The organism is Variovorax sp. J2L1-78, from assembly GCF_030317205.1.
Taxonomy (GTDB): domain Bacteria; phylum Pseudomonadota; class Gammaproteobacteria; order Burkholderiales; family Burkholderiaceae_C; genus Variovorax; species Variovorax arabinosiphilus.
The window spans coordinates 1-1,410 of the sequence record NZ_JASZYB010000009.1 but is presented as its reverse complement, the minus strand read 5'-3'; the positions used below and the strand labels follow the sequence as shown (position 1 = coordinate 1,410).

The following is a 1,410-nucleotide window of genomic DNA, read 5'->3' as shown; positions in this document are numbered from 1 at the left end:
GGCGATCACGCAGATGGACCAGGTCACGCAGCAGAACGCGGCCCTGGTGGAAGAAGCTGCGGCCGCCGCTGCTTCGTTGCAGGACCAGGCCGGCAGCCTGTCGCAGGTGGTGAGCGTGTTCACCCTGCAAGGCGGCAACGAGGCCGCACCGCGCGTGCTTCGCCGCGTGGCCCCGACCGCCGCGGCTTCTGCGCCGGCGGCACGCCGCGTCAACGCCAGCAAGGCTCCGAAGTCGGCACTGCCGAGCAGGAACAAGGATGCGCAGCCCCAGCTGGCCATGGCCAGCACGCAGGGCGACTGGACCGAATTTTGATTCTGAGTGGAGAGCGAAAGCGGCGACCCGGTCGCCAACGGTGAGAGATCCCAACGGGCGAACGCAGGTTCGCCCACCGGCTTTGCGGGTGTCCTGGCCCGCATCTAAAAGGAAGAAAAATGCAATGGTTTCAACAGCTCCGGGTCACAACCCGGCTCGTTCTGAGTTTTCTGGTCGTCGCCGCCATCGGCGCGGCGGTCAGTGCGTTCGGGATCGTCCAGATGGGGCGCATCAACAGCGCCGCAGAGCGGCTCTACAACGATGAACTGCGTGCCCTGCAGGGCACGCAGCAGGCCAATATCCATCTGCTCTACGCCAGCCGTGCCCAGACCGGGCTGCTGTCGGCATCCACGCGCGGTGAACGCAGCGCAGGCGCCAAGGATCTGACCTCGTCGCTGAGCGGCCTCGATGCGCGCCTGGACGAGCTGAAGCCCTTCTTCCAGAAATCACCGGAGGGCCAGGCGCTGCTGAAGGACTACGAGACGCTGGCACCGGCACTCAAGAAGCGCCTGGTCGACTTCATCGCACTGATCAACAAGCAGCCGCTGGACATCTCGCAGTTCGACGGCCTGGTGGTCGACGAGAACACCAAGCTGCTGGCCGAGTCGCGCGGCCTCGAAGGCGTGCTCAACAAGATGGTCGCGTACTGCGACACCTTGGCCAAGAACAGCGCCGCACAGGCGGCGAGCACCTATGCGGGCTCGCGCCTCTGGATGGTCGGACTGGCCCTGGCCGGCATCCTGGTCAGCCTGGGGCTGGGCAGCCTGGTGGCCCGCCTGCTCGCGCGCCAGCTCGGCGGCGAGCCCGCCTATGCGGCCGACATGGTCGGCCGCATCGCCGACGGGGACCTCACGACGTCCATCGACACGCGCCGCTCGGCCGCCGGCAGCCTGCTGCTGTCGATCCAGCAGATGCAGGGGCAGCTCGTCGAGGTGGTGGGGCGGATCAAGGTGTCGACCGACACCATCGCCACCGCTTCCAGCGAAATCGCCTCGGGCAACCAGGACCTGTCCTCGCGCACCGAAGAGCAAGCCAGCTCGCTGGAGCAGACGGCCGCCTCGATGGAAGAACTCACCTCGACGGTCAAGCAGAACGCC

At 67.0% G+C, this 1,410-nt stretch carries 1 protein-coding gene and 1 pseudogene; both read left to right on the top strand.

The annotated features are described in order from the left end of the window. A pseudogene (locus tag QTH86_RS27015) lies at nt 1-313 on the top strand (methyl-accepting chemotaxis protein); the annotation flags it as partial. A 119-nt stretch (nt 314-432) separates the two neighbouring features. After that, nucleotides 433-1,410, top strand: a 978-nt coding sequence (locus QTH86_RS27010) for a methyl-accepting chemotaxis protein (protein WP_286649350.1), incomplete at its 3' end; no start/stop codon positions are given.